Source organism: Salinirubellus salinus (assembly GCF_025231485.1).
Classification (GTDB): Archaea; Halobacteriota; Halobacteria; order Halobacteriales; family Haloarculaceae; genus Salinirubellus; species Salinirubellus salinus.
The window spans coordinates 3910677-3936245 of sequence record NZ_CP104003.1 but is presented as its reverse complement, the minus strand read 5'-3'; the positions used below and the strand labels follow the sequence as shown (position 1 = coordinate 3936245).

The window sequence follows — 25569 nt, the reverse complement described above, 5'->3', positions numbered from 1 at the left end:
GGCGGCGGTCGGTCCCCCGTCGTCTCCCCTCGTCGGGGATCCGAGAGTGACGTCGTCGACGCCCGGGGTCGCGTCTGGGAGCGGTACCGCCGTCGCGAACGCGACTGCTCGGGAGACGTTCGGCGTCACGTGGCCCAGAGGCTACCCCTCACGGCTCCGTTCCTCGGTGCGGAACACCGGCCATACCTGCGGGGGTTCGCGTGCTCGACACCCCCACGAACGGGAAGATGTTGCTGGTTGAGCCCGCCGTTTCGACACTCGTTCTGGCGTCGCTTCCTCGATGCGGAATGCCCCGATTCGTGGGAACCGCCCGGAACACGTTCTGGTGTGAACCTAGACGGCACTCCGTCCGCGAGTCGGCCGTTCCTCGATGCGGAACAACTAATACCGGAGCGTGGTACTACCACACATGGACGAAACAGACTCCGCCTCGGGGACGGTGAAATCGGCGGCGACGCTCCTCTCCGTCGTCGAAGCCATCCGGGAGCTCGACGGAGGGGGGGTGACCGAACTCGCCGACCACCTCGATATCGGCAAGAGCACCGTTCACCGGCACCTCTCGACACTCCAGGCGCACGATTACGTCGTGAAGGAGGCCGACGAGTACCACCTTGGCCTGCGGCTGCTCGGACTGGGCGAGTACGTCCGTGAGCGAAACCGCACCTACGCGATGGCCCGCCCCGTCGTCGACCAACTCGCCGAGGAGACCGAGGAGCGGGCACTGTTCATGACCGAGGAGCACGGTCGTGCAGTGTACCTCTACCGCAGCGTGGGTACACACGGGGTTCGTACCAACTCGACCACTGGAACCCGACGCTACCTCCACACGATCGCCGGGGGCAAGGCCATCCTCGCTCACCTCCCAGCGAAGCGCGTGGACGAGATCGTCGACCGGTGGGGACTGCCCCCGGAGACGCAGTCGACGATCACCGATCGCGAGCAGCTCGCCACCGAACTCGAGCGCATCCGCGAGTGCGGTGTCGCGTTCAACCGCGAGGAGTGCATCGAGGGGCTCCAGGCTGTCGCCACGCCGGTCCTCGCCCCTGACGGGACCGTCGTGGGTGCACTCAGCGTCTCGGGGCCGGCACATCGGATCAAGGGCGAGTGGCTCGAGGACGGGATCCCCGACCTCCTGCTCGGGTCGGCCAACGAGCTCGAGCTCAACCTCAAGTACGCACCGGAGTCGAGCACGTGAGCCCGACCGACACCGCCCACAAACAATAACAAACGTACTATTGTTATTTTGAGCGGCCGGGCGTCCACCATCCCCGTCGTCTCTCGACCACCGGACAGAGTGGGTGGAACGGCCGTTCCGTTATGCAGAACGCAGATCGTGCGGTATTCTGCCACACGACCCGTGGTGACGTGGGACAGCAAGCACCGGATAGAGACACCGGGACCGGAGTTCACCGACGGGAGTGTACCGGTCACAGCCTCGGATGACCGCACGATTCCCGCGTACAGTCGCTCTCGTTCCCGGACAGCCGCGACGACGGTCGCGGACGCCACGGGGCGCTGACGGACGCCGTCCGCCCGCGATTCCACCGCCCGCCCGCGACGGCAGGTTACATCGCTTCGTATCGGCCGTTCGGTATCGCGGAACGGCCCGTGCGAACACCACGCACGGTCGACCCGGGGGACGGCACCCGCCAGGATGTTGACTGCGCGGGAACGCGGTCACGCGTACGTGATGTTCAGTTCCAGTTCGTTCGCTGTCCCGAGGAGGAGGTTCGGCAGCTCGTGCTCGAACCACTCGCCTTTCATGCGGTGAGTCGGCCCGGAGACACTCAACGCGCCGAGCACGCTGCCGTCCTTGTCTCTGATCGGCACACCGACGGCGCGCAGGCCCTCGACGTTCTCCTGGTTGTTGACACTGAACCCCTCGCGACGGACGGCTTCGAGGTCCCGAAACAGCACGTCGCGGTCGGTCTTCGTGTTCGGCGTGATTCCAGACAGGCCACGCTGTTCGAGGATGGCGTCGACCTGCTCCGCCGGCAGGTAGGCGAGGATCGCCTTCCCGGCGGCGATCGCGTGCAGTGGTATCCGTTTCCCGATTCCCGGGTCGGTCTGGACGCCCCGGTTCCCGGTCACCCGGTAGACGTACACGCCGTAGCCGTGCTCCTCGACGATGAACTGGACGCGCTCTTCGGTCTCCTCGGCGAGTTGTTCGACCTTCTCCTTGACCAGCCGGTACCCCTTGTTTCGAGTCCGCGCGTGCTCGCCGAACTCGAGGAACCGGAGGCTGACGTGGTAGGTGTCGCCGTCACGGACGACGTACTCCCGGTTGTAGAGCGTCCGGAGGTGGCGGTGGACCGTGCTCTTGGCGATCCCGAGTTCGTTGGCCAGTTGCGTGATGGTCGCACCGTCGGCCTCCAGCAGTTCCTCGAGGATGGTGAACGCCGTATCCGTCGTCTTGACGGTTCGAGGAGTCGGGTGTTCGTTCGTCATCTGTTGGCACGGATTGGCCGTACTACTACTATAAGGTTCCGCCGAGCAGAACGGGCGTTCCGACCTCTCAGACGGGGCGGTTGCGGCGACGACTGTTCCGACTTCGTCGGTGAAACGGCGAGTCTATCGGTCGGTCTCGTGCGGTTCGTGACCCCCCGCCGTGTTCGCCCGGTCGACGTAGTCCTCGAGCGACGACTGGAACGACGGATGCGCACAGTTCTCGACCAGTAACGTGGCACGCTCGCGTGGAGCGCTTCCGCGCAGGTCAGCCACACCCTGGTCGGTGACGACGACGTCGACGTCGTGTTCGGTGTGGTCGACGTGGCCGACCCGTGGCACGATGCGGTTGAGCGCGCCGTCCCGCGCCGTGGAGGCCAGCGTTACGATCGAGAGTGGGCTGTTCCGGAAGAAGTCCGCACTCCCACCGATGCCGTTCATCACGTGCGTCCCATCGACGTGTGTGGAGTTCACGTGTCCGTACAGGTCCACCTCGAGCGCGCTGTTGACGGCGACCACCCCGAGTCGGTTGACGAGTTCCGCACCGTTCGTGATCTCGGCCGGCCGGAGGACGACCCGCTCGGCGTACCGTTCGACGCGCTCGAAGAGTCGTCGCTGCCCGGTCTCCGAGAGCGCGAGGGAGGTGGCGCTCACGGCAGAGAGCGACCCGTCGTCCACGAGGTCCAGCAGCCCGTCCTGCACCACTTCGCCGTAGTAGGCGACGTCCCGGTCGCCGAACTCGATCCGTCCGAGTTCGCCCATCAGTGCGTTCCCGAGGCTCCCGACACCGAACTGGAGCCGAACCGACTCCGCGAACGTCGGGTTCCGTTCGAGTTCTGCAGAGAGGAACGTCGCCAGGTTCACCGCGATAGCCTCGTCCTCTCGCGTCGGCTCCCGGAACGAGTACGGGGAGTCCGGCCGGTCGGTGAGCACCACGGCCGACAGTTTGGCGGGGTCGAACTCGATCCGGGGGCCACCGATACGTTCACCCGGACTGGTCAGCGGGACCGGTTCGCGGTGTGGAACCGGGTCGGGCACGTAGACGTCGTGGAGTGCCTGTAGCGCCAGCGGCTGCACCTCGTTGACCTCCACGACGAGGCGTTCGGCTGCCTCGACACACGCCGGGGTGTGACCGAGCGAGGTCGACGGGATGAGCCAGTCCTCGCCGACGGCCACCGCCTCGACGACAGCCACGTCGACGGCCCCGTAGTGGCCCTGTCGGACCTCGTCGCCGAACGCCTCGATGTGTCGGTCCTGATAGGCGACGGTGCCCCGGTTGGCGGCCTCACGCGCCTCGGGCGTCGCCTGGTACGGGAACCGCCGCTCGATGGCGTCGGCTGCGAGCAGTTCGGTGTCGATCTCCTCGCCGACGCTCCCACCGCTCACCACCGTCAGCGACAGGTCACGGCCGCTCTCGGCGAGCGCCAGTGGGACCGCCTTCGGGTAGCCGACGCGACCGAAGCCACTGACCGCCAGCGTCGCCGTCTCCCGGACGAGGGACGCCGCGGTGGTCGCCGACTGCACGGGCACGTCACCCTCGAGTCGTTCGGTCACCCGGGACACGGCGGCTCACTCACCTCGCTGGACGCCGATGCCCTCGGGCCACCCGGGAGGCTGCTCGGGCGTCGGCGCCGTGTACTCGCGTTTGAGCACCATCGGCGTCCGGGTGAGCGAGAGCACCCGGTCGCCGTCCTGATTGTACGCCCGGAGTTCTGTCGTCACGATACCGACGTGCTCGCGGGAACTGCTCTCTCTCGTCTCGATGACCTCGCTCTCGGCGAAGAGGGTGTCGCCGTGGAACACCGGCCCCTCGTGACGCACGTCGTCGTAGCCGAGGTTCGCCGTCGCGTTCATCGACACGTCGATGACGCTCATGCCGACGGCGAGCGCGATGACGACGAGGCCGTTGACGAGCCGTTCACCGAACTCCGTCTCGGCGGCGTACACCTCGTTGAAGTGCATCGGGTTCACGTTCATCGTGATGTTCGTCAGCCAGACGTCGTCGGTCTCGGTGAGGGTCCGGCCGAACGGGTGTTTGTACACGTCGCCGACGGTGAAGTCCTCGAAGTACCGACCCTGCCAGCCGGCGATCACGCGTCGTTCGTCGTCGTTCGTAGCTTCGTCGTTCATGTCCGTGTCATAACTATCTCAGTACGATTTCGGGAGGTCGAGCACCTTCTCGCCGACGTAGTTGAGCACCAGCTCCTGCGTGATGGGGACCAGCCGCGTGAGTCGAGCCTCCCGGAAGTAGCGCTCCACGTCGTACTCGCGGGCGACGCCGAAGCCGCCGTGCGTCTGGACGGCAGCGTCGGCCGCCTGGAACGCCGCGTCGGCTGCGAGGAACTTCGACACGTTCGCACGAGCGCCCACCTCTCGACTGTCGCCCCCTTCGACTGCGTCCGCCGCCTGATACGTCATCGCCTTCGCGGCCTGGACGCGTGCGTACGCCTCGGCCAGTGGGTGCTGGATCGCCTGATTCTGCCCGATCGGTCGTCCGAACACCTCCCTGTCGCGGGCGTAGCGGACGCCACGGTCGATGGCCAGTTCGCCCAGCCCGAGGCACTCCGCCGCGATGACGATGCGCTCCTCGTTGAGGCCGTCGAGCAGCTGGTAGAACCCTCGTCCCTCCTCGCCGATGAGATTCGCCTCGGGGACCCGGAGTTCCTCGAACCAGAGCTCGAACGCGTGGACCGCGTTGCTCGCGGTCTTCGGGATGGCTCGCTTCTCCAGCGTACCGGCGTCGAGGGCCGCGTCGAGGTCGACGAGGAACATCGAGATGCCGCGAGTCGGTTTCGCCACCTCGGCTCTGGGCGTCGTCCGGGCGACGACCACGACGTAGTCGGTCGCGTCGACTCGAGAAGTCCAGATCTTCTGGCCGTCGACGACGTACTCGTCACCGTCACGTACGGCACGCGTCTCGATCGAGGTCGAGTCCGAGCCGGCGTTCGGCTCCGTCAGGCCGAGCGACTGGATGGCTGCCTCGCCTGCGGCGACCCGCGGCAGGAGGTCCTCCTTCAGCGCCTCGCTGCCGTAGCGGACGATCGGGACCGAGTTGTAGATACCCCCGTGGACCGCCTGTGCGCCGGCGAAGCCGCCGCCACTGGCGGCGATCTCCTCCATCATGACGACAGACTCCGGCGTGCCCATGCCCGCGCCGCCGTACGCTTCGGGGACGAGGATGCCGAACCAGCCGTGGGCGCCGAGGTCGTCGACGAACTCCTGCGGATACTCCTGATTGATGTCCTTCTGTCGCCAGTACTCGTCGTCGTAGCCGTCACAGATATCACGGATACTCTCGCGAACGAGCCGTTGCTGTGCCGATAGCTCTACGGTGTCCGTTACGGCCTCCATCGCTCTGTCGGTATGGAGGACGGGGTTATAACTCTATGCAGCGTGCGAGCGAGAGCCACACCGGGACGACGCCGTGCCGCGCTGTGGCCCTCGGTAGCAAACCTTTACGTACCGGCGAGGGTCACCACGCCCATGGATACCGCAGAGCCAGTGTACATCGCTGGCGCGTACGAGCATCCGACCCGCAACGCCCCGGACAAGTCGACCGAACAGCTCCACGCGGAGGTCGCTCGGGGGGCCCTCCAGGACGCCGGCCTCTCGAAGGCCGACGTCGACGGCTACCTCACCGCCGGCGTCCCCGAACACGAGGACGGCCTCCCGTCGCTCACGCCGCTCATCATGGCCGACTACCTCGGGCTCGACGTCGCGTTCGCCGACTCGACGGACTTCGGCGGCTCGGCGTACATGAGCCACGTCGGCCACGCGGTCAGCGCCATCCGCGACGGCAAGTGCGACGTGGCGCTCGTGACGCTCGCCGGCCGTCCCCGGTCGGCCCAGCAGGCGACGGGGACGGGTGTCCGTGCACTGACGGCCGTGCAGGACACCTACGAACGGCTCTACGGCGCGACGACGCTCGCGCACTACGCGATGGCCGCCCGGCGCCACATGGCCGAGTTCGGCACCACGAGCGAGCAACTCGCCGAGGTGCGGGTCGCCGCGGCCCACCACGCGCAGTACAACGAGCACGCCCGGTTCCGGGACCCGGTCAGTATCGAGGACGTCGTCGGCTCGCGGATGGTCGCGGACCCGCTCCACCTGATGGACTGCTGTGTCATCACCGACGGCGGTGGGGCGCTCGTCGTCGTCTCGGACGCGGTGCGTGACGAGCTCGACCGGGAGTGTGTCGAGGTGCTGGGCCACGGCGAGGCCATCGCCCACCACGACGCCGGCCGCATCGACCTCACCCGAACCGGCGCCGTCGACTCGGGCCGCCGGGCGTTCGCCGAGGCCGGTCTCGGCCCCGACGACGTCGACTACGCCTCCATCTACGACTCGTTCACCATCACCGTCGTCGAGACGCTGGAGGACCTCGGCTTCTGCGAGAAGGGCGAGGGCGGCACGTTCGTCGAGGGCGGGACGCTGCAGGCGCCCGACGGCGACCTGCCGTTCAACACCGACGGTGGGGGCCTCTGTTCGAACCACCCGAACCGCGGCGGGATGACCAAGATAATCGAGTGTGTCCGACAGCTCCGAGGCGAGGCGAACCCGGAGGTGCAGGTCGACGCCGACGTGGGCGTCGCGCACGGGACGGGAGGGAGCATCGCCACGCGACACGGCTCCGTCACGCTCGTCCTCGGGGGTGAAGACCGATGACGTGGGAGCCGCGTCCGAGTCCCGTCGTCACCCCGGAGAACGAACCGTACTGGACTGGGGGGCTGGACGGGGAGCTACGCATCCAGCGGTGTCGTGACTGCGACCTGGTCTACGTCTACCCTCGGGCGCACTGTCCGGACTGTCTCGGCGACGGCGTCGAGTGGTTCGTGGCGTCCGGGCGGGGCACCGTCTACTCCTACACGGTCGCCCATCAGGTCGCCGGCTGGCCCGAGGCGGAACTGCCGCTGGTCAACGCCTACGTCGAGCTCGACGAGGGGCCACGACTGATGACGAACCTCGTCGACTGCGACCCGGCGGACGTGGCCGTCGGTGTCTCGGTCGAGGTCCGCTTCGAACCGTCCGAAGACGGGGCGTTCGCCGTCCCCGTCTTCACGCCGGTGTAACGACCCACCCCACCGGCACCTATTTGACGACCCACCGGGTCTACCCGGCATGCAGCGGCCACTCGAAGACGTGCGTGTCCTCGACCTGGGACACGTCTATCAGGGACCGTACTGCGGGCTCATCCTGTCGTTCCTCGGCGCGGACGTCGTCAAAGTCGAGCCACCGGGTGGCGAGGCGGTCCGTGCGCGGAGCGCCGACGGCGAGACGCCAGAGGTGCAGTTCCTCAACTCGAACAAAGCCGGCCTCGTACTGAACCTCAAGACCGAGGAGGGGAAGGCGCTCCTGAAGGACCTCGTCGTGGAGACCGACGTGGTCGTCGAGAACTTCTCGCCGGGGAAGATGGACGAACTCGGCGTCGGGTACGACGTGCTCTCCGAGGTCAATCCGCGACTCGTCTACGGCTACGGGTCGGGGTTCGGCAACACCGGCGCGTACAAGCACTATCCGGCGATGGACCTCACCATCCAGGCGATGGGGGGAGTGATGCACACGACCGGCTACCCCGAGTGCCCCCCGGTGAAGGCGGGCCCGGCCGTCTGTGACTTCCTCGGTGGCATCCACCTCGCGGCGGGGATCGTGGCCGCGCTCTATCGGCGCGAGCGGACCGGCGAGGGCGACTACGTCGAGGTCGGGATGTTCGACTGCGTCTACCCGACGCTCACCTCCCCCATCGCCTCGCACATCCGCGAGGAGGGCGCGCCACCGCGCACCGGCAACCGGCACTCTGGGCTCGCCGTCGCACCGTACAGCGCCTACGCAGTCGACGACGGCTACGTCACGATCGCCTGTATGACCGACAGGGCGTGGGAACGGCTCGTCGAACTGATGGACCGTCCCGAGCTGCTCGACGACGAGCGCTTCACGACGCTCGCCAGCCGGACGGACTACACCGACGAGATCGACGGGATGGTCGAGGAGTGGTGCGACGGGCAGACGAAGGAGGAGGCCGTCGAACAGCTCCGTGCGGCGAACATCCCCTGTGCCCCGGTCAAGACGCTCGAGGAGTTGCTCGTGGACCCACAGCTGGAGGCCCGTGGGATGCTCAATCGCGTCCCGAACAAGGGCGGTGGTCGCCCGGAGATCCCCGTCCCGGGGATGCCGATCAAGTTCGCCGGGAGCGAGGACGTCCCCGTCACCGACTCGCCGCGCGTCGGCGAAGACTCGGCCGACGTGCTCGCGCGGGTGCTCGGGCTCTCTGCGGGAGAGATCGACGAGCTCCGGGGTGCCGGCGTCATCTGAACCGACGCCGACGCGTCGTGCGACCGGGGGACACGGCAGAAACAGTTAAGCCGTCGCTCGGGTTGCACCGAGTATGGCATGGGAAGCGGATGTGCTATCGGTACTGAAAGAGAACTCCATCTCACTGGTGGTGTACCTCCCCGACACGGCGCTCGGGGGTATCATCGAGGCGGTCGAGGACGACGACTGGTTCACCGCGGTGAACGTCGCCCGCGAGGAGGAAGCGATCGGCGTGCTCTCGGGCGGGTGGCTCGGCCACCAGCGCGGGGCACTGCTGGTCCAGTCGAGCGGGCTCGCGAACACGCTGAACGCCATCGGCTCACTGAGCAAACCCGCGCGCATCCCCTTCCTCGGGCTCGTCTCGCGGCGTGGCGACCTCGGCGAGTTCAACCTCGCGCAGGTACCGTTCGGCTACAACATGCCCGCGCTGCTCGACACGATGGGTATCCGCAACCACAGCCTCGCAGAGACCGACACCGTCGCTCGCGACGTCGACATGGCCGCCAAGTCGGCGTTCTCGACCGAGGAGCCGTACGTTGTGATGCTCGAGTCCACCCTCATCGGAGCCAAAGATGAATACTGACACCCCTGCCGACCAGTACGAGTGTACCGCCCGCCTCCTCTCCATCACTCCCGACGCCGCCATCGTCTCGAACCTCGGCGTCGCCTCCTACGTCCTCGCGGGCGTCGAGGACCGCGCTCGGAACTTCTACCAGTGGGGGAGCATGGGTTCGACGACGCCCATCGGGCTGGGGCTCGCACTCGCGCTCGACGACCCGGTGACCGTCCTCGACGGCGACGGCTCGATGGTCATGTCGCTCGGCGCGCTGGCGACGGTCGCCGACCAGAACCCCCCGAACCTCACAGTCGTCGTCTGGGACAACGGCCAGTACGGGACGACCGGTGGCCAGCCCTCCGCGTCACGGACGGTCGACTTCGCCGCCGTCGCTCGCGACGTGGGGCTGGCCGCCACCCACGTCTCGACCACAGACGACTTCGAGGCGGCGTACGCGGATGCGGTCGCCTCCGACGAGGCCACGGTCGTCGTCTGCGACGTGGAGCCGGTCGACCCGGACGAGCGGCCACCGTTCGACTTCGCGCACATCAAGTGGCGGTTCCGCGACGCCGTCGCTCCGTCCGAGTGAGTCTCGGTCACGCGCTGAACGTCTCGCCCGGCGCGAGGAACACCGACGCCGAGTCACAGCCCAGCGCGGCCAGCTCTGCTTCGAACCGCGCTCGTGAGGCGTCTTCGGACGGCGCGACCATCGGGAGCACCACCGCCGGGGCGAGCCAGTCGACGGCGATGGCTGCCTGCCAGGGCCCCATCGTCGACCGGCCTTCCATCCCCGGCACCTCCGCGATGGGCGTCGCCACCACGTCGGGGCGGAGGTAGGCCCCCACGACGTCGCGCATCTCCGAGCGCAGTTGCGTCTCGCCGGTGTAGTAGAACGTCGACGCGTCCACCGGGCGCGTGTGCGTGGGTTCGGTGTCGGTGAAGACGTAGCCCACTGCGGGGCCGACGTTGATCTCGTTGGGCTCGTACGCGAGGTCGGGCGCGAGGTACGAACTCCGCCGCAGTCCGTGCGCGTGTTCGGCGCCGACCATCAGGACGTACGCGCCGTCGGCATCGAGGATACCGCCGAGGTTCAGCGGGTGCAACGGACCCAGGTCGTGTGCCGTCGGCAGGAAGTTGACGAGCTCCGTGTTGGCGACGACCGTCGCCTCGGAGAACGCGTCGAGGTCGTGTCGTCGGGTCCGGTGTGCGTGGGTCAGGAGCACGTAGTCGGGGTCGAGGTCCGCCGGAACCGCATCCGTGTACGCGGGGTCGAAGTACGGGTCGACGAGGAACGTCCGTCCGCCGAGCTCGACGTGCCACGTGCCGTGGCCGTACCAGGTCAGGTCCATGTTCGGTGATTCGGGGAGGCCTCGATAACTGTTGCCCCGTCGGTGCGCCGGTGCGCCGACCGAGAGACTCCGCCGGCGCTCCACGGGAGGCTGTGGGGACACAGAGCGGGTACAGCTAAGCCCTCGTCCGCCCATCGGTCGGAACGCTATGGACGTACTCGTCACGGGTGCAGCCGGCCGTGTCGGAACGGCGATAACGGACCACCTCTCGGCTGATCAGTACGATTTCACGCTCCTCGACGTCGTGGCACACGACGGGCCCGGGGAGACGGTCGAGGCCGACGTACGCGAGTACGAGGCGATCCGGCCGTACTTCGAGGGGCAGGATGCGGTCGTCCACCTCGCGCTGATTCGTGAGGCCGACGACGCGTTCCGGGGTGACGACCGGGGACTCGGCTGGTCCGACAGTCTCCAGTCGAACCTCCGCGGGATCAACAACGTCTACCAGGCGGCGGTCGACGCCGGGGTCGACTCGCTGCTGTTCGCGTCCTCGAACCACGTGGTCGGGATGGTCGAGGTGCAGAACGCACCAGCGGTGTATCACGGCACCGACGTCGTCGCCGGACACGACGAACCGCACCGACCGGACTCCCGCTACGGACTGTCGAAAGCGTACGGGGAGGACCTCGGCCGTCTCGCGGCGGAAGCACACGGAATCCGGTTCTACGCGCTCAGAATCGGTGCGGTTCGTTCGTCCCGGTTCGACCACCCCTACGGCGACGCCGAACGAGGGTGGGAGGCGGGACGGTGGGAACGGGACAGTTCGGCGTACGCCGAACAGGTCGCACGGATGAAGGCGCTCTGGCAATCCCGGCGCGACCTCGCGCATCTGGTCGAGTGCTGCCTTCGGGACGACACCGTCGACTGGGACCACTTCTACGGCGTCAGCGCGAACGACCGTCGCTGGCTCGACGACCTGGCGTACGCCCGCGAGACCATCGGGTACGAACCACGTGACGACGGGGGCGAGTGGACGGCACCGCCCGAATCGAGGGGCTGACGGAGAGCCAGCGACCGGTTCCTCGCGGTCGACCGGTCGACACGGTGACGTGACGGCCGACGGACCGATGCTAAGGAATATTACACGACCAGTGTGAACTACACGCATGGACGAGTTCCACCAGGGGACGGTGCAAGACGGAGCCTCGGAGGTGTGTGACGTCTCGGAGGTGTCGTGGGACGTCGAGACCGACGTCGTCGTCGCGGGAGGCGGTGGGGCAGGACTCACCGCCGCTCTCGCGGCTTCACAAGCGACCGACCTCACGGTGACGGTACTGGAGAAAGAACCCGAGGCCGGCGGGAACACGAGACTGTCGACGGGGCTCATCCCCGCGGCCGGAACGCGGCTCCAAGAGGCCGCGGGGGTCGACGACGCACCCGAGGCCCTCGCGACCGACGTCCTCGAAGGCTGTGACTACGAGGCCGACGAGGCCGTCGTCAGACGTCTCGCCGAGGAGATGCCACGGGTCGTCCACTGGCTCATGGACGACTGGGACGTCCCCTGTATCTACGTCGAGGATTTCAAGTACCCGAGTCAGTCCGAGGCACGGATGCACTCAGTCGAGGGGCAACACGGGTCGAACGTCGTGGCGGAACTCCTCGAGCGGGTGGAGGCGGTCCCGAACGTCGAGCTGCTGACGAACACGCCGGTTCGAAAACTCGTCGCCGAGGACGGTGCGGTCGTCGGTGTCGTCGCGGGCGAGAGCGAGGAGGCCATCAGGAGCGACGCTGTCGTGCTCGCGACGGACGGCTTCGGCGCGAACAAGCGGATGCTCGACGAGTGGTGCGGTGCCATCAAGGACGCCCCCCACTACGGCGCGGAGGGGAACACGGGCGACGGCATCCGGTTCGGTGCCGAACTCGGCGGCGAACTCGGCTGTATGGACTCCTATCAGGCGCACGCGACGCTCGCGGAGGTGGGCGCCGTCTCGCCGTACGCCATCGTCCTCTACGGTGGTATCATCGTGAACGGCGACGGCGAGCGGTTCGGCAACGAGGGGCTCGGCCCGGCCGACTTCTCCGTCCACGTGGTCGAACAGGACGCGACGTACGAGCTCTTCGACGAGCGCATCTACGAGAAGACCGAGGCCGCCGGCTTCGGCGACTTCGACGAGGCCGTCGCGCTCGGTGCGTACACCAGAGCCGACACCGTCGAGGAGCTGGCCGCGGAACTGGGCTGTGACCCCGAAGGCGCACGCCGGTCGGTCGACGCGTACAACGAGGCCATCGCGACGGGCGAGCCGGACGCCGTCGGCCGAGCGGAGTACCGACACACCCTCGAGGCGCCGTTCTACGGTACCAAGACCAAAGCGGTGCTGATGCAGACGCAGGGTGGGCTGGTCGTCGACACGGAGGCACGAGTCCTCCGCGCCGACGGGTCTGCGGTCGAGGGGCTGTACGCCGCCGGGGGCTCCGCGATGGGCCTGAGTGGGACCGGGCCGTCCGGCTATCTCCCCGGCAACGGCCTGATGGCCGCGTTCGGACTGGGCCACATCGCAGGGGTGCAAGCGCGAACGGCGGTCGAACGGTAGCTCACGACTCGACGGTCCGCTCGAAGGCGGCGGCGACACGGAGTACCGTCTCGTCGTCGCCCCGACGCCCGACGAAGCTCACACCCACGGGGAACCCGTCGACGGCCCCTGCGGGAACGGAGACGACGGGGTGGCCGCTCGCGTTGAACGGGGCGCGGTTCTGGAGGAGGCCCAGCGCGCGGTCGATCTGTTCGGCGTCGGAGAGCCCCTCACGCACCCGGTACGGCAGTTCGGAGATGGTCGGCATCGCGAGCACGTCGGCGTCCGCGAGTGCAGTGTCGTACGCGTCGACGAGCCGCCGTCGGAGGTTCTTCCCCGCCACGTAGTACTGGCCGCGGTAGGCGTCGGCGAGGTACTGTCCCGTCACGAGCGTGAGTTTGAGCGTCGGGGGGAACTCGTCGGCCCGTCCACGACGCGCCTCGGCGAACGCCGCGGCGTACTCGGCGTCGAACGACCCGGTGACGAAGTGGCCGACGCCTTCGGCGCGAACCATCGCCGTCATCTCCTCCAGGTTGATGGCCGTCCAGATGGCCCCGGCGTCCTCGTGGAGTGGGACCGAGCAGTCACCGACGGTCGCACCGGCCGCCGCGAACCCGGCCAGCGAGTCGCGGATCGCGGCGTCGACGGCCACCCCGTCCGAGTTCTGGCCGAACCCCTCCTCGACGACGGCGACGGTCACGTCATCGGGCGTCGCGGTCTCGACCGCGGCGGCGTACGCGCCGACCTCGACCGCGCACTGTCGCGGGTCGCGGCCGTCCGCCCCGGCGACGACGTCGAGCACCAGCGCGCAGTCGCGGACCGTCCGCGCCATCGGCCCCGCGTGGTCGACGGTGTACGCCTGCCCGACGATACCTGTGTAGGGGACGAGCCCGAAGGTCGGCTTGAGGCCGACACAGCCACACCACGCCGCCGGCCGCCGTATCGACCCGCCGGCGTCGGTGCCGATGGCGACGTCGACCGCGCCCGAGACGACCGCTGCGGCACAGCCGCTCGACGACCCGCCACTGAGGTACGCCGGGTCGTGAGGGTTCCGCACCGGGCCGAAGTCGGAGAGTCCACCGCTGCCACCGAACGCCATCGCCTCCATGTTGAGTTTGCCGGCGACCGTCGCGCCGGCGTCGAGCAGTCGCTCGACCACCGTCGCGTCTGTCGACGGGACGTACCCCTCGAACAGACTGGCCCCGCACGTCATCTCGACGCCCGCGAGGGCGACGTTGTCCTTCAGCCCGACCGAGTAGCCGGCGAGCGGCCCGTCGTCCGCCCCCTGCACCTCACAGACGGAGACGAAGGCGTTGAGCGGGTCCTCGTCCGGCGTCGGGCGCCGGTACTCGCGCTCCGGCGACGCCCCCCGGTCGGATGGCCGGAGGCGGTCGATCGCCGCGTACGTCTCGACGGTGTCGGCGACGAACTCGGAGAACGTCTCGACCTCGTCGGCCGAGAGATCGAGGTGGTGAACGGCCGCCGCCGCGTGGAGCTCGTCGGCCGTCGGTGGCCGGAGTTCCCGTGGGGTGGACATGCCGGATACTGTGGCAGTCACTGGCATAAATCGATACCCCCGTGACACCGACCCGTTCCGAGTGGGGCACCCGAGTAGTGGCAAACGCTAACTCCTCACACTACGACGGGCGGACCATGGCAGCAGACGAGTACCAGCTGTACGACCGCGAGGAGCCCGGCGTCACCGGATTCGAGCGAACGCTGTACGACGCCGTCTCGCGGGAGAAGCCGTGGGCCATGCTGGAACGGTTCTCGACGCTCCGGCGTGTCTCCCCCTCCGCGGACGAGCGCGCGGCTGCTGACTACATCGCCGAGCGCTTCGACGAGTACGGCATCCCGTACGAGCGATACGAACCCGAACTCCGGTTGAGCGTGCCACGGGCGGCAGCGGTCGGGGTCGGTGACTGGGAGGCGTCGGGAACCGAGGCCGAGTTCGAGACGGAGCCGCCCGCCGTGAAGGCGTTCGCGTTCTCCCGGTCGACGACCGTGGCCGGCCCCGCGGTCCACGAGACCGTCCCGGCGGGAGACGACCTCGACGACCGCCTCGCGGGCACCCCGCTCGACGGTGACCTCGCGGGGACGGTCGTGGTAGCCGAGGGAGTCACCGCAGGCCACGACGCCAACGAGTTCATCCGGGCGATGGAGGCCCGGAACGCCGCAGGGCTCGTCCTGGTCCACCCGGCACCCGACGAACCCCACAGCCTGACGGCCGCACCGGCCTGGGGCGGGGTTCCACAGGCCGGAGAACCCGGTCGCTCTTCGCTCGTCGTGGTCGCGGTCTCGCGACGCGTCGGAGACGGGCTGGCCGAGCGCCTCGACGACGGGACGGAGTTGACGGTGACGGCCGAGCTCGACGAGGGATGGTTCGAGTGTCCCCTCGTCGTCGGCACGGTCACGGCGACGGACCCACAGGGCGACGAGTTCGTGTTGCTCCACGGCCACCTCGACTCGTGGTACTACGGCGTGACCGACAACGCGACCGGCAACGCCGGCATCGTCGAGGTGGCGCGGGTGTTGAACGACCACCGCGACCACCTCCGTCGCGACCTGAAGGTCGCGTTCTGGCCGGGACACGAGGGGGGCCGCTACGGTGGGAGCACGTGGTTCGTCGACCGGTTCGCCGCCGACCTGTTCGACGACTGCGTCGCACACGTCGTGTTCGACAGCGCCGGCGCGAAGGACGCGACGGAGTTCAACTCCACCTACTGGATGGCCGAGGCCGCCGACCTCTGCAGCGGGGCCATCGAGGACGTCGCGGGGAAGTCCTCGACGGGCAAGCGGGCGCCACAGGCCGGAGACTACTCCTTCTCCAACCTCGGCGTCACCGGGCTGATGGCGCTGTCGTCTGGCATCCCCGAGGCGGTGCGCGAGGCCCGTGGGTACAACTACGTCGGCGGCTGCGGGGGGAACGCCGAGGCCTGGCACCGGACGGCAGACACCCTCGAGAAGGCCGACCCGGACGTCCTGACGCGCGACATCAGGGTCTATCTGCTCGTCGTCGCGCGGCTCCTGACCGGGGAGCGACTGCCGCTCGACTACCGTGCGACGGTCGAGCGACACAGAGCGGTCGTCGACGGGTACGACGCGCGCGCTGGCGACCACTACGACCTGTCTTCGGTTCGCGCCGAACTGGACGCGCTGGCGGCGACGGTCGACCGGTTCTACGAGGCGCTCGACGGCGGGCGCGTCGCCGATAGCACCGGCGTCGCAGCGATGACGGCGCTCGCCCGGCGGCTCGTTCCCCTCGACTACGCGCGGCGCGGCCGGTTCGAGCAGGACCCCCCGGAGACCATCCCGCCGTACCCCAGGCTCCACGCGGTCACCGTGCTCGACGACCTGCGCGGCGACGACTACCGCATCAAGTTGACCCGGCTGAAGCGGGCGGAGAACGCCGTGGTCCACGAACTCCGACAGGCGCGGCGTGAACTGGAGAGGGTGGTGTGATGCACCCCGTGTCCGGCACGGACTGCCAGCCATGACGTTCGCGTACCCCTGGACGTACACCTCACGTCGGTCGGCGGTGATGGCGCCGACCGGGATGGTCGCCACCAGCCACCCGCTGGCGGCGACGGTCGGGTACGACGTGCTTCGGGACGGGGGCACTGCGGCCGACGCGGCCGTCGCGACCGCGGCCATGCTGAGCCTCGTCGAACCCCACAACACCGGCATCGGGGGCGACGCGTTCGCGCTGACCCAGTTCGACGGTCGGTACGAAGCGCTCAACGGCAGTGGTGGCGCGCCAGCGGCAGCGACGGTCGAGCGCTACCGCCAGCGACTGCCCGACGCCGAGGACGAGACCACCCCGTCGGTGCCACGTCGCGGCGGCCTCTCGGTGACGGTTCCGGGGGCGCTCGACGCCTGGCAGCGACTCCTCGACCGCTACGGGACGCACTCCCTCGCACGGGCGCTGGCGCCCACCATCGAGTACGCGCGCTCCGGCGTCGTCGTCACCGAGAGCGTCGCTCGACGGTGGCGACACCTCACCGAACTCGTCGGCGGCTTCCCGCACTCCGAGTGCTACCTCCGGGACGGTGAACCACTCGGCCCGGGCGCCCACCACCGGAACCCGCCGCTCGCCGAGACGTACGCGGCCATCGCCGAGGAGGGAGTCGACCGTCTGTACGGCGGCCAGCTCGGACGCGAGGTCGTCGAGACCGTCCGCGCCGACGGCGGCCTCCTGACGCTTTCAGACCTCGAAGCCCACCGCGGCGAGTGGACCGACCCTATCGGGACGACCTATCGTGGCATCGACGTGCTCGAACACCCGCCGAACGGACAGGGAGCCGTCGCACTCGAGGCGCTCAACGTCGTCGAGTCGGTCGACCTCCCGTCGGACGTGGCGGACCCCGACCGACTCCACACGCTCATCGAGGCGCTGAAACTCGCGTTCGCCGACGGGGACGCGTATCTCACCGACCCCCGTTCGACCGAGATACCGCTCGAGCCGATGCTCTCGAAGGCGTACGCGGCCGAGCGTGCGAACGAGATCGGGCCGCGAGCAGGGGCCTACGGCCCTCGTGCCGCCGGGTGGGGCGACACGGTCTACGTCGCCGTCGTCGACGCCGACGGCAACGCCGTCTCGCTCATCAACAGCCTCTTCTACGGCTTCGGGAGCGGCCTCGTGGTCGGTGGGGCGGCACTGCAGAACCGTGCGAGCGGGTTCAGCCTCGACCCCGACCACGCCAACTGCCTCGAACCTGGCAAGCGGCCGTTCCACACCATCGTCCCGGCGATGCTCCGTGAGGACGGGGCGTTCCGCGCGACCTTCGGCGTCTGCGGCGGCGCGATGCAGCCCCAGGCCCAGGTCCAGTTGCTCACCGCGATGCTCGACGCGGGATACAACCCACAGGCTGCACTGGACCTGCCCCGGTTCCGCATCCTCTCGACGGACGAGGTCGCGGTGGAGACGGCGCGGCTGCCGCCCGAGACCGTCGCGGCGCTCCGGGACCGCGGGCACGATGTCGTGGACGAGGAGACGTACTTCCACGAGCGGGGCCGCGACTGGGGCAGCGGTCAGATCGTCTACCGGACGGACGAGGGACTCGTGGGCGGAACCGACCCACGGCGCGACGGCCACGTCGTCGGCTACTGACCGGACGGCTGGATACACTTTAGCCCCCCGCCGGCGTCGCTCCGGTATGTCCTTCGACACCGTCATCACCGGCGGGACGCTGGTGACACCGAGCGGGACCCTCGAAGCCGACCTCGCCATCGCCGACGGCGTCATCGCCGCGATCGGGACCGGGGGCGAGTTCACGACGGCGAGTCGGTACGTGGACGCGACGGACCGGCTCGTCCTGCCGGGGGTCGTCGACCCCCACGTCCACATCGATGGACTGGCCTCCATCGAGACGGCCGACGAAGGGAGCAGGGCCGCGGCGCTCGGCGGCGTCACGACGGTCGTCTCGTTCGCGTGGCAACGAGACGGGTCGCTCCACGAGGCCGTCCGCGAGGGACGGTCGTTCCTCGCCGACTCGCTCGTCGACTACGGGCTCCACGCGGGCATCACGCGCGAGGACCCCGCCGTGTTCGACGACCTCGACCGGCTGTGCGACGACGGTGTCACCTCGTTCAAGCTGTTCACCGTCTCCTCGTACGGGCTGGACCTGTCGTACGGCTTCGTGGACGAACTGTTCGAGCGGCTGGCGGACGCGAGGGGCGTGGCCGTCGGCCACACCGAAGACCCGTCGGTGTGTGCGGCCCACGCCGAACGACTGACGCGCGAGGGGCGGGGCGATTCCGTGTGGTACCCCCACTCGCGACCCGACTACGCGGAGGCGATGGCGGCGGACTCGGTCGCCCGCCTCGCCGTCGAACACGGCGTCCAGTACTACGGGCTCCACACCTCGTCTCGGGCGGCGGCCGCGGCGCTCGCGCGATACCCGGCCGACCTCGTCCGCGGGGAGACCTGCACGCACTACACCGTCCTCGACTCGAGCGCTCACGAGCACCTCGGCGCGCTCGCCCAGGTGGCCCCGCCGCTCCGCCAGCCCGACGACGTGGACGCGCTGTTCGAGGCGCTGGCCGACGGGACGCTCTCGGTCGTCTCCAGCGACCACACGGTGTACACCCGTGAGACGAAGGTCGGGCCGACCTGGTGGGAGAGCCACAACGGCGCGAACTCGCTGCAGACCTCGTTGCCCGTGTTCCACGACGAGGCCGTCGACGAACGCGGGTTCTCCTACCCGTCTCTCGTCCGCCTCACGAGTACGAACCCGGCGCGCACCTTCGGCCTCCCGGGGAAGGGGACGCTCGACCCGGGGACCGACGCGGATATCGTCGTGTTCGACCCGAACGAGACGTACACCATCGCGGCTGCCGACAACGCATCGGCGGCCGACTACAGCATCTACGAGGGGCGGGAGGTGACCGGTCGGGTGAAACAGACGTTCGTCCGCGGCGAGCTCGTGGCCGACGACGGCGAGATCGTCGGCACGCAAGGCCACGGGAGGTTCGTCCCGCGCGAGCGCCCCGACTGGACGGCGTGACGCCTGGCCTACTCGACGGGTGGAGCAGCCCTCGCGATACCCAGCCCGAGGACGCTCCCGCCACCGACCACGACAGCCGTGGCCAGCCCGACCGCCTGAACCGCACCCTGGAAGCCGAGGTCGGGGGTCAGCGCCGCGACGAGCGCTCCCATCACGATGGGAGCGGCGGTGATGGTCAGCCGGCCGAACGCCTCGCTCAGGCTGACCAGCCCGCCGCGTAGCGCCGCGGGCGGGAGCCCGGTGATGATGCTCCGGTAGATGGAGAGGATGAGGCCGAAGCCGCTTCCCGAGACGGCGATGCCCGCGAGCGCGACCGGTAACGAGCCGGCGAGCACGACGACCGCGTAGCCGCCACCGAGTGCGACGTTCGCTGCGACGAGCGGGTAGAAGCGGCTGTCGAACAGCGCGGTGACGCGGCCGGCCTGCGTGGCGGCGACGGCGAACGAGAGGCTGGCGACCGCCGCGAGCACCCCCGCCTCCGACGGTGTCCCGCCGATGAACTCCACGACGATGATGGAGTTGTACGTGAGGAAGCCCACCCAGAGGACACCCGGGAGCCCGCGAACGAGCAGCATCGCCTGGACGCGGCGGGAGCCGAGCAGCCCGCGAAGCGAGGGGCGGTCACTGTCGACCGTCGACTCGGCCGCCGTGGCCGCCGCCGCGCGAGGTGTCGGCTCCTCGAACCAGAGGTAGGTCCCAACGGCGGCCGGGATGGCGAACAGGTACAGCAGGAACGGGAACTGCCAGGCCACCCCGACGAGGACGCCGGCCGCGGGCGGGATCGACAGCTGGGCGAGACCCGAACTCGTGAAGCGGAACCCCTGTGCGGTCGCCTCCTGTGTTCCCTCGTAGAGGTCGCCGATGCTGGAGATGACGATGGGGACGACGGCGGCGCTCCCGATGCCCTGGAGGAGCCGCAGCCCGAGGACCACGTGGAACTCGGTCGTGAGGGCGATGGCGCCACCCGCGCCCCCCATTATCAACAACCCCGCGATGATCGTCGGTTTACGCCCGTAGCGGTCGGACAGCAGTCCTGCCAGCGGTATCATGACGATACCGGGCGCGGTGAACGCCGACATCAGCAGCCCGATGTTCGCCGGCGTCGTCTCGAACGGGCCGATGAGCGTGTGGAGCAGCGGCGAGACGAGCGCCAACCCGGTCGGTCCCATCGCGTTCGCCAGGATGAGGACCTGGAAGTTGCGACTGTGGAGGACGTCCGCGTCGTCACCGAACAGCGAGGAGAGCGATACCACGTGTCTCAGGCTGTCTGCTCCCCGGCATCGGGCTTAAGCGTTCGGTCGGGGGCCACGTGAGCGTGGGCGGCTACCACGGCCATCGCCCGTCCAGCCGGAGGTACTCGGCGGTGGCGTCCGGGATCCGCGCCCGGACCGCGCAGCCCGGAATCGGGTCCAGCCCGTCGGCCCGCTCGGCGAGACGCACGAGCCCGGTCGCGAGGTGGATGGCGAGGTCACGGAGGTCGCGTCGGTCGATTTTGTCGGCGGTGTCGGCGTGCGTGTGTCCCCAGCCGAGTGCAGTGCGGCCGGCGTCGGCCACGGACCGGCAGGTGACGGAGGGTACGCCCCGGGTGGCGAAGTGCCACTGGTCGCTGTACCAGAACGGCCAGACGCCGCCGTACGGGTCCGCCGTCCCGACGGGGTCCCTCGGAACGCCGAGTTCGGCGGCCGCAGCCCGAAACGCCTCCGCGACAGCAGCCGGCCCCTCGGCGCGCATCGTGCGGCTGAACCCGACGACGTCGACGTTGACGTGGGCCGCGACGTCGGCCGTGCCGTTCGTCTCGACCCACGCCCGCGAGCCGAGCAGCCCCAGTTCCTCGGCGCCGGTCGAGAGGAAACGGATCCGGGTGGCCAGCTCGATGTCCTCGCTCGCGAGGAGACGGCCTGCCTCGGCGAGGAGCGCGGCGCCGGCGGCGTTGTCACGGGCCCCCTCACCGACGTCGTGCCCGTCGGTGTGGGCCGTCACGACGATCTCCGGACCGGACGCCGGGCCGACGACTCCCTCGACGTTCCGGCTCACGGCCGGCTCGGTACGACAGTCGACCAGCAGCCGCACGCTACCGTCGTCGGCGGCGTGTCGGCGGAGCCGCTCGCCGAGTTCGCGGCTCACCCCGACCGCTGGAACCGGGCCCGGCATCTCGCTCCCGAACCGGACGCTGCCCGTCGCCGGTATCCCCCCCGCGAGTGCGTCGTTGCAGTAGAGGAACCCGCGAGCCCCCGCGTCGACCGCCCACGCGTACTTCTCGGTCCGGTTGCACGGCCGCGCCATCGTCGGGGGGTTGCGGCTCGACGCGAGGACGATCGCGCCATCCACGTCCGTGGCCGTGACCTCGTCCGGCGTCCCGTATCCCACGTCGACGAGCCGGGCAGTGACCTCGCCGGGGGGCGAGCCGGGAAGCGCGAGGAGCTGGTGAGCGGCGTCGAACGTCCGTGTCGAATCTCCCACGAGCGTGAGTCGCGAGGAGTCACGCCACCACCCCGGCACGTCGAACGGAGTGACCGTGACGGCACGCTGGCCGCCGTCGGCGAACGCGGCTTCGAGCACGCCTACCCCCGCTGCTTCCCCCTCGTGGCCCGCCATCCGGCTTCCGATGTCGGTGAGCCCCCGGAAGCAGTCCCAGAGGTAGGTACTCGCGTACGCGTCCCCGATGGTCGCGAGGGGGAGTGTCGCCATGTCCTCACACGTCTGGGAGAGCAGTTAACCGTTCGGGCGGGAGCTGGCCACGGCGCCGTCAGCGGGTCGCGGTCGGCGTCGTCGGGCGAGAGTATAAGTGGAAGAACCACAACTCTCGGCCATGTATGGCTGGCGAGGCCGGATCGGGCTGATCGTCCCGTCCACGAACACCGTCAACGAACCTGACTTCTACCGACACCTCCCCGAGGGCGTCTCGGTCCACGTCTCACGGATGTACCTCGACCAGGAGGCCCACCGCGAGAGCGACGACCTCGACGAACTGGAGAAGATGACCGCGGACGCGGACCGGTGTGCGAGGTCGCTCGCGACGGCCGACGTCGACGTCATCGCGTACGGCTGTACCTCGGGCAGTTTCATGGACGGCGCGGGCCACGACGCCGAACTGGAGGCCGAACTGGAGGCCATCTCGGGGGTGCCGACCGTGACGACGGCCGCCGCGGTCCGGCGAGCGATGGAGGCCCTCGAACTCGAATCCGTCGCCATCGCTACACCGTACGTCGAGGAGCTGAACACGCGGGCCGAGCGGTTCTTCGAGGGCGTCGGCTTCGAGGTCACGACCACGGACGGCCTCGGCATCGACATCGCGGGGTCGGACCTCGACCGGCGCAGCCACGGGGCACAGCTCCCGGAGCAGGCCTACCGACAGCTCGCGGCGATGGACCTCTCGGACGCGGACGGCGTCTTCCTCAGCTGCACCAACTACCACGTGACCGACGCGATCGAGTACGTCGAGGCCGACCTCGGGAAGCCGGTGGTGACGAGCAACCAGGCGACGCTCTGGGACGCGCTGCGGACGCTCGAGGTCGACTACTCCGAGGTCGGCCTCGGGACGCTGTTCGACCGGTGACGGGCTACCCGAGGACGGTCTCGGCGTGCGCGGCCGCCCGGAGGACGGTCGCCTCGTCGAACCAGCCCCCGAGGAACTGCAACCCGACCGGGAACCCGTCGTGTTCGCCACAGGGCACACTGACGGCCGGGTGCCCGCCGACGTTCGCCGGCATCGTGTTCCCGCCGGCTTCCGGGATGGGTTCGTCGTGTCGCGGCGGCGACGCCGTCAGGGTCGTCGACGCGAGCACGTCCACCTCGGCGAGCGCGGCGTCCAGTCCGTCGGTGACTCGCTGTCGGAGGTGGTGGGCGAGCGCGTACGGTCGGTCACCGTACGCCTGGGTCAGGTGTTCGGCGTACAACGTCGCGAGCAGCACCCGGTCCGGGAACGCGCTGGTGTCTCTCGTGAGCCGGTCGCGGAGTGTCGCCGCGAGGTCCGGGTCGGGGAGCGCGACCCGGCCGGGGTCGGTCGCACCAGTCCGCACGTACGTGCCGAACTCCGCCCGGGTCAACACCCCGTACGCCAGCCGGGCGTGCTCCACCCCGTCGGCCGAGACTGGCCGCAGCTCCGCACCGGCGTCGGCCAGCCGGTCGAGTGCGCCCCGCGCGACCTCGTTGAGCGCCGGCGCCTCGCCGAAGAACTGCTCGGGGAGGCCGACGACGAGGTCGTCCGGAGGGCTCGTCCGGCCACGCTCGACGGCCGCCACGTAGTCCCCGACGACTGCGCCGTGGGTCGTGTCGTCGCGAGGGTCTTCGCCCGCGATCGTCTGGAGCCCACGGGCGACGTCGCCCGTCGTGCGAGCCAGCACGCCGATCGTGTCACAGGTCTTCGATCCGCGGACGAACCCGTGGTGCGGGACGAGCCCTCGGGTCGGTTTCACGCCGACGACACCGCACCACGCCGCCGGATACCGGACCGACCCACCGTTGTCGGTGCCGAGCGCGAGGTCGGCGAGCCCGTCGGCGACGGCGACGCCACTCCCGGTCGAAGAGCTCCCCGGCTGGTACGCCGGGTCGCGTGGGTTCTTCGCCCGTCGAAACGGCATCGAGTCCACGTGCCGGCCGTGGGCGAACTCGTCGAGGTTCGCCTTGCCGACGATGCGGGCACCCGCATCGAGCAGTCGTTCGACGACCGTGGCGTCCGTGCGCGGGACGAACCCCTCCATCGCGGGCGAACCGACGGTCGTGGGTATCCCCGCGACCGCGATGTTGTCCTTGACCGCGACGGTCACCTCCGCGAGTGGGCCGTCGCCGCCACCGACGTCACACCGCGTCAGGAACGCGCCGTTCGGGTCGGTCTCGGCGTCGGGGGACCAGTGCTCGCGCTCGGGGGGCTCCGGCAGGTCGACGAGCGCGTCCAGTTCCTCGAGTCGTTCGTCGTACTCGGCGAGTGTCTCGGCGAACGCCACGACCCGGGCGTCGGAGAGCGAGTAGCCGAGGTGCCGCGCGTAGCGGTCGACGGCAGCCTCTAGTCCGGTCGGCATCGTGGTCGAGTCTCTCCGGGAGACGGCTTCACTGTTCGGGCGCCGCCTACTCGTCGTCGGGATAATCCTCCCCAGCACCGGGGCGGTAACGGTCCTGCGTGAAGCCGCTGACGCCACGGTCGAGGAACTCGTATCCCTGGAGGTACTTCATCTCCTCTCCCTTCGCGAGTTCGTAGTCGTGCGCCTCTGGGAAGTCCATCTCGACGACCTTGTCGTAGTAGTGGCGAGTGTACTCCAGCGCGAACCGATCTTTCTGTCGCAGCCGGTCGACGAGTCCGTCGACTCGCCCGTCGAGCTCGGACGCGGGCACTGCCTCGTTGATGACGCCCATCTCGACGGCCTCGGCACAGGTGAACGGCTCGCCGGTCATCGTGTAGTAGAGCGCGTCGCGACGGTTCATCGTGTGGGCGACCGACCACATCGTTCCGCCGCCCGCCGCGATACCGAAGTTGATCTCCGAGAGCCCGAGTTTCGCGTCCTCGCTGCCGATCGCGAGGTCACACAGCGACATCGCCATGTACCCGCCGCCGAGCGCCCAGCCGTTGACCTTGGCGACGGTCGGGGCCGGGAACTCGTAGAGACGGACGAGAGCCCGCTTGTGGAGCCGGTTGGCCTCTCGAACAGCGAGCGGCCCGGCCGCACGAGCCGCCTCGAAGTACTCGTCGAAGTCCATCCCCGCGTTGAACGCGTCGCCGGCGCCCGTGACGACCAGCACGTGCACCTCGTCGCGGAGGTCACCGAGTGCGTCGCCCATCTCCTCGAGCAGACGGGGGTTCATCGCGTTCTTCTTCTCCGGGCGGTCGAAGGTGAGCGTCCCGACGTCGTCCTCGACGGAGACGTCTATCGCGCTGTACTCTACCATGTCATACCATGGCG

General features: G+C 69.3%; 22 protein-coding genes. 12 read left to right on the top strand and 10 right to left on the bottom strand.

Annotated features, from left to right (window positions below):
• Window positions 1–409: 409 nt before the first annotated feature.
• Window positions 410–1195, top strand: coding sequence for an IclR family transcriptional regulator (locus N0B31_RS20450; protein WP_260593498.1), 786 nt, complete (start codon window positions 410–412; stop codon window positions 1193–1195).
• Window positions 1196–1677: 482 nt separating this feature from the next.
• Here the strand turns inward: N0B31_RS20450 and N0B31_RS20445 are convergent, their stop codons facing one another.
• From N0B31_RS20445 to N0B31_RS20430, 4 genes are all read right to left on the bottom strand, one after another.
• A complete protein-coding gene (locus N0B31_RS20445) occupies window positions 1678–2448 on the bottom strand; it encodes an IclR family transcriptional regulator (RefSeq protein ID WP_260593497.1) in 771 nt (256 codons plus the stop codon).
• Window positions 2449–2571: 123 nt separating this feature from the next.
• Window positions 2572–3999, bottom strand: coding sequence for a succinyl-CoA:acetate CoA-transferase ScpC (gene scpC, locus N0B31_RS20440; protein WP_260593496.1), 1428 nt, complete (start codon window positions 3997–3999; stop codon window positions 2572–2574).
• A gap of 15 nt (window positions 4000–4014) precedes the next feature.
• Window positions 4015–4575 carry a MaoC family dehydratase gene (locus N0B31_RS20435; RefSeq protein ID WP_260593495.1) on the bottom strand — a complete coding sequence of 187 codons (561 nt, stop codon included), beginning with the start codon at window positions 4573–4575 and terminating at the stop codon, window positions 4015–4017.
• Between the two features lie 18 nt (window positions 4576–4593).
• Window positions 4594–5796, bottom strand: coding sequence for an acyl-CoA dehydrogenase family protein (locus N0B31_RS20430; RefSeq protein ID WP_260593494.1), 1203 nt, complete (start codon window positions 5794–5796; stop codon window positions 4594–4596).
• A 132-nt stretch (window positions 5797–5928) separates the two neighbouring features.
• On the opposite strand from N0B31_RS20430, the gene N0B31_RS20425 reads away from it, so the two are divergent.
• The 5 genes from N0B31_RS20425 to N0B31_RS20405 all read left to right on the top strand — a co-directional run bounded on the left by N0B31_RS20425 (window position 5929) and on the right by N0B31_RS20405 (window position 9899).
• Window positions 5929–7110, top strand: coding sequence for a thiolase domain-containing protein (locus N0B31_RS20425; RefSeq protein ID WP_260593493.1), 1182 nt, complete (start codon window positions 5929–5931; stop codon window positions 7108–7110).
• Window positions 7107–7514 carry a Zn-ribbon domain-containing OB-fold protein gene (locus N0B31_RS20420; RefSeq protein WP_260593492.1) on the top strand — a complete coding sequence of 136 codons (408 nt, stop codon included), beginning with the start codon at window positions 7107–7109 and terminating at the stop codon, window positions 7512–7514. Before N0B31_RS20425 ends, N0B31_RS20420 begins: the two co-directional genes overlap by 4 nt.
• 49 nt (window positions 7515–7563) lie before the next feature.
• Window positions 7564–8754 carry a CaiB/BaiF CoA transferase family protein gene (locus N0B31_RS20415; RefSeq protein WP_260593491.1) on the top strand — a complete coding sequence of 397 codons (1191 nt, stop codon included), beginning with the start codon at window positions 7564–7566 and terminating at the stop codon, window positions 8752–8754.
• A gap of 73 nt (window positions 8755–8827) precedes the next feature.
• Entirely contained in the window at window positions 8828–9337 is a 510-nt protein-coding gene (locus tag N0B31_RS20410) for a hypothetical protein (RefSeq protein WP_260593490.1), read from the top strand.
• Complete coding sequence (locus N0B31_RS20405; protein WP_260593489.1) at window positions 9327–9899, top strand: thiamine pyrophosphate-dependent enzyme; 573 nt, start codon at window positions 9327–9329, stop codon at window positions 9897–9899. Before N0B31_RS20410 ends, N0B31_RS20405 begins: the two co-directional genes overlap by 11 nt.
• 7 nt (window positions 9900–9906) lie before the next feature.
• On the opposite strand, the gene N0B31_RS20400 is transcribed toward N0B31_RS20405, so the two are convergent.
• Entirely contained in the window at window positions 9907–10659 is a 753-nt protein-coding gene (locus N0B31_RS20400) for an MBL fold metallo-hydrolase (protein WP_260593488.1), read from the bottom strand.
• 148 nt (window positions 10660–10807) lie between these two features.
• Between N0B31_RS20400 and N0B31_RS20395 the strand changes: the two genes are divergently transcribed.
• Complete coding sequence (locus N0B31_RS20395) at window positions 10808–11659, top strand: NAD-dependent epimerase/dehydratase family protein (RefSeq protein ID WP_260593487.1); 852 nt, start codon at window positions 10808–10810, stop codon at window positions 11657–11659.
• Between the two features lie 106 nt (window positions 11660–11765).
• Window positions 11766–13190 (top strand): FAD-dependent oxidoreductase, encoded by a 1425-nt coding sequence (locus N0B31_RS20390; RefSeq protein ID WP_260593486.1) that lies wholly within the window; start codon window positions 11766–11768, stop codon window positions 13188–13190.
• A gap of 1 nt (window position 13191) precedes the next feature.
• On the opposite strand, the gene N0B31_RS20385 is transcribed toward N0B31_RS20390, so the two are convergent.
• The gene (locus N0B31_RS20385; RefSeq protein WP_260593485.1) at window positions 13192–14706 is read right to left on the bottom strand and encodes an amidase; all 1515 of its coding nucleotides are present in this window, start codon (window positions 14704–14706) and stop codon (window positions 13192–13194) included.
• Between the two features lie 116 nt (window positions 14707–14822).
• On the opposite strand from N0B31_RS20385, the gene N0B31_RS20380 reads away from it, so the two are divergent.
• Genes N0B31_RS20380 through N0B31_RS20370 form a run of 3 tightly spaced genes read left to right on the top strand, consistent with a single transcriptional unit; the run spans window position 14823 to window position 19675 of the window.
• Window positions 14823–16631, top strand: a complete 1809-nt coding sequence (locus tag N0B31_RS20380; protein ID WP_260593484.1) for a M28 family metallopeptidase — start codon at window positions 14823–14825, stop codon at window positions 16629–16631.
• A gap of 31 nt (window positions 16632–16662) precedes the next feature.
• Window positions 16663–18279, top strand: coding sequence for a gamma-glutamyltransferase family protein (locus N0B31_RS20375; protein ID WP_260593483.1), 1617 nt, complete (start codon window positions 16663–16665; stop codon window positions 18277–18279).
• 46 nt (window positions 18280–18325) lie between these two features.
• Complete coding sequence (locus N0B31_RS20370; RefSeq protein ID WP_260593482.1) at window positions 18326–19675, top strand: dihydroorotase; 1350 nt, start codon at window positions 18326–18328, stop codon at window positions 19673–19675.
• 8 nt (window positions 19676–19683) lie between these two features.
• Here N0B31_RS20370 and N0B31_RS20365 read toward each other — a convergent pair whose 3' ends face one another.
• Window positions 19684–20928, bottom strand: a complete 1245-nt coding sequence (locus N0B31_RS20365) for an MFS transporter (protein WP_260593481.1) — start codon at window positions 20926–20928, stop codon at window positions 19684–19686.
• 70 nt (window positions 20929–20998) lie between these two features.
• Window positions 20999–22363, bottom strand: a complete 1365-nt coding sequence (locus N0B31_RS20360) for a M28 family peptidase (RefSeq protein ID WP_260593480.1) — start codon at window positions 22361–22363, stop codon at window positions 20999–21001.
• 121 nt (window positions 22364–22484) lie between these two features.
• On the opposite strand from N0B31_RS20360, the gene N0B31_RS20355 reads away from it, so the two are divergent.
• On the top strand, window positions 22485–23231 hold the full coding sequence (locus tag N0B31_RS20355) for a maleate cis-trans isomerase family protein (RefSeq protein WP_260593479.1): 747 nt from the start codon (window positions 22485–22487) through the stop codon (window positions 23229–23231).
• A gap of 4 nt (window positions 23232–23235) precedes the next feature.
• On the opposite strand, the gene N0B31_RS20350 is transcribed toward N0B31_RS20355, so the two are convergent.
• Both N0B31_RS20350 and N0B31_RS20345 read right to left on the bottom strand, forming a co-directional pair.
• Complete coding sequence (locus tag N0B31_RS20350; RefSeq protein ID WP_260593478.1) at window positions 23236–24693, bottom strand: amidase; 1458 nt, start codon at window positions 24691–24693, stop codon at window positions 23236–23238.
• 46 nt (window positions 24694–24739) lie between these two features.
• On the bottom strand, window positions 24740–25555 hold the full coding sequence (locus tag N0B31_RS20345; RefSeq protein ID WP_260593477.1) for an enoyl-CoA hydratase-related protein: 816 nt from the start codon (window positions 25553–25555) through the stop codon (window positions 24740–24742).
• Between the last annotated feature and the right edge of the window lie 14 nt (window positions 25556–25569).